Origin of the sequence: Flavobacterium sp. (assembly GCF_043720215.1) — a bacterium.
Taxonomy (GTDB): domain Bacteria; phylum Bacteroidota; class Bacteroidia; order Flavobacteriales; family Flavobacteriaceae; genus Flavobacterium.
Genome location: NZ_JAYSSZ010000246.1, coordinates 1 through 2,898 on the forward strand (window position 1 = coordinate 1; position 2,898 = coordinate 2,898).

General features: G+C 30.1%; 3 protein-coding genes. 2 read left to right on the forward strand and 1 reads right to left on the reverse strand.

The genetic code is table 11. The annotated features are described in order from the left end of the window. A partial coding sequence (locus ACHZC3_RS10785) for an ATP-binding protein (protein WP_394759868.1) occupies positions 1–1,053 on the forward strand: 1,053 nt, incomplete at its 5' end. 43 nt (positions 1,054–1,096) lie between these two features. Next, entirely contained in the window at positions 1,097–1,951 is an 855-nt protein-coding gene (locus ACHZC3_RS10790; RefSeq protein WP_394759869.1) for a neutral zinc metallopeptidase, read from the forward strand. 193 nt (positions 1,952–2,144) lie between these two features. On the opposite strand, the gene ACHZC3_RS10795 is transcribed toward ACHZC3_RS10790, so the two are convergent. After that, a partial coding sequence (locus tag ACHZC3_RS10795; RefSeq protein WP_394759870.1) for a KUP/HAK/KT family potassium transporter occupies positions 2,145–2,898 on the reverse strand: 754 nt, incomplete at its 5' end.

The following is a 2,898-nucleotide window of genomic DNA, read 5'->3' on the forward strand; positions in this document are numbered from 1 at the left end:
ACAAAACTACAAGCACATCAGTTAGAATATATAACAACGGTTAATCAATCTGCCAATATTCTTATGGAAGTTGTAAACGATATTCTTGATTTTTCTAAAATAGAAACAGGAAAATTAGAACTCGATTATCAGAAAGTAAACTTGTATGAATTAGCAAACCAAATTATAGATATCATACGATTTGATTCAGAACAAAAAAATATCTCCTTAAATTTAATAATAGATAGCGAAGTCCCTAATTATGTCTTTATTGATGCATTGCGTTTAAAACAAATTCTGCTCAATTTATTATCAAACGCAGTAAAATTTACAATCAAAGGAAAAGTAGAGTTGCATATTGTTGCAGAATCAAAAACAGAAACAAATATAAATCTTAAATTTTCAGTTATAGATAGTGGTGTAGGGATTAAAAAAGACAACCATAAAAAAATATTCGAACCCTTTTCGCAAGAAGACAATTCGACCACAAGAAATTACGGAGGGACCGGTTTAGGGCTCACCATTTCAAATAATATTTTGGGATTAATGAGCAGTAAACTAGAATTAATTAGTGGTATTAAAAAAGGAAGTAATTTTTATTTTAATTTAAACCTTGCCTATTATGAAAATCAAGACATAAATGATGTAAATGATTTTGAAGTTGAATTTGAAGATGTAACACAATATTATAAAGCCGAAGTGTTTAGTCTAGTAAAAAAAGTGCTTATTGTAGAAGACAATAAGATTAATATGTTATTAGCTAGAACATTAATTAAAAAAATATTGCCAAATGCTATAATTTCAGAAGCACTAAACGGAAGATTAGGAATAGAAAAATACCTAGAAGTAAAACCAGATATTATATTATTAGATATACAAATGCCAGTTCTAAACGGGTATGAAACAGCACAAGAAATTAGAATGACAGATTTCAAAATACCTATCATTGCATTAACAGCAGGAACAATAAAAGGAGAGAAAGAAAAATGCTTAGATGCTGGTATGAACGATTATATTTCGAAACCAATAATCAAAGAAGTTTTTGAAAATATGTTATTGAAGTGGTTACAATAAAAAGTAAAAAGTATATTTGTTAAAAATTAATAAACATTAAACTATGAAATGGACAGGAAGACGCCAAAGCGAAAACGTTGAAGATAGAAGAGGAATGTCTACAGGTGGTAAAGCAATTGTAGGAGGTGGAGCACTAGGAATTATCATTTTGTTGCTTAATCTTTTTGGTGGAGAAAATGCGCAAATGCTTACGCCAATGTTAGAACAAATGAATCAGCAACAAACATCTACACAAGCTGGAACTAGAGAATTAACAAGTGAGGAAAAAGAATTAGGAAAATTTGTTAATGCTGTTTTTGTGGATAACGAAGATATTTGGCAGAGAATATTTGATGAGAATAACATGGAATACCGCCAACCAAAAATAGTCTTATTTTCTGATGCAGTTGAAACAGCTTGCGGAAGTGCAACGGCAGCATCAGGACCATTTTATTGTCCAGGTGATGAAAAAGTGTACATGGATATGACATTTTTTAATGAGCTACAAACGCGTTTTGGGGCAAAAGGAGGGGATTTTGCTATTGCTTATGTGATTGCTCACGAAGTAGGACATCATATTCAAACAGTTTTAGGAACATCTAATAAAGTAAGACAGTTGCAACAAAGTAGGAGCGAAGTAGAAGCAAATAAACTATCGGTAGCGTTAGAGCTTCAAGCTGATTTTTATGCTGGAGTTTGGACAAAATACAACCAACAAAATCTGGATATTGATGATATTGACGAAGCATTAAGTGCTGCACAAGCAGTTGGAGATGATGCAATACAAAGTAGAACTCAAGGACAAGTAGTTCCAGAATCATTTACCCATGGTTCGTCAGAGCAACGTAAATATTGGTTTATGCGTGGTTATAAAACGGGTGATATTCGCCAAGGAGATACTTTTGCAGAAATGAATTAATTATAACAAATACTTCTAAATTAAATTATTTACAAATAAAGAAAGTCCCAATCTAATTTTAGATTGGGACTTTCTATTTATTTCAAATAAAGTTCAAAACTAAATATTTTTAGCTTACCTACCTTTTCATTTTAAAAAACAAACCCAAATTTCACTAATTTTCACGAATTAATTAGTAAAATTTGTATTAGACTTATTCTACTCGTTTCAATTCTATTTTTTCTGGAGCATGAAGAACCATTGGGAATTTTTCCACTTTTACTGAGCTACTATCTAAACCAAAAGCTTGTTCTTCAGATAAAGAGAATTTTTTAATAAAGAAATACGTATTCATTACTAATTTTTCGTGCCAATGCATAAAACTATCGTTCGATAAGAATTTTTCAGACAAAACAAATTTAAAGTCTCCAATAATATTGTTTTTACTTAATGATTCGTAACGACTTGTAATATCTACTTCGCCTTTACTAACCATGTCTTTTAGAACTTCTTTAAACATCAGGTTAATTTTTGTAGGCTCTCTAAATCCTAAATTAAAATCTACACGATAAATATCGTCTTTAATAATTTCTACAACTCTATATTCTTTTTTGTAAGGTTCATTTGTAATATTCACATGTACAAACCAGTACAAATCGGCTCTTTTAGGTCTTTTTTGTAGTATAGAGTACATTACTTTTTCCTCAATTTCATCGGCACGATTTGCATTTGTCATATAGACTAAATGTGTTGCATATTTCGGTATAGATAAATCGACACTTAACTCAGCTAAAACTTTTTTGTAATGATCTATTTTTACAATTTTTGTATAATTTTTACTAATTTTTTTAGCTGTAAACCATATTGCCATCACAAAAATTAACACCGCAGCTATAATGATTGTTACATAACCACCATGAGGAAATTTATCTAAACAAGCTATTAAGAAACTAAACTCAATAATTAAG